At 69.8% G+C, this 205-nt stretch carries 1 protein-coding gene; it reads left to right on the top strand.

Annotated elements, in window-relative coordinates:
* Nucleotides 1-205, top strand: a 205-nt coding sequence (locus AB4Y42_RS44805) for a hypothetical protein (RefSeq protein ID WP_368697964.1), incomplete at both ends; no start/stop codon positions are given.

Below are 205 nucleotides of genomic sequence, written 5' to 3'. Positions count from 1 at the left end.
GGCGGGGCCGGCGTTGCGCGCGGGTACCTGAACCGGCCGGAGCTGACGGCGGAGCGGTTCATCGCCAGCCCCTTTGTAGCCGGCGACCGGCTGTACAAGACCGGGGACCTGGCGCGGTATCTGCCGGACGGCAATCTGGAGTTCTTGGGCCGCAACGACGAGCAGGTGAAGATCCGCGGCTTCCGGATCGAGCCGGGCGAGATCG

The organism is Paraburkholderia sp. EG286B (genome assembly GCF_040965655.1).
Taxonomy (GTDB): Bacteria; Pseudomonadota; Gammaproteobacteria; order Burkholderiales; family Burkholderiaceae; genus Paraburkholderia.
The sequence above is the reverse complement of the archived record's forward strand: the minus strand, read 5'-3'. Positions and strand labels throughout refer to the sequence as shown.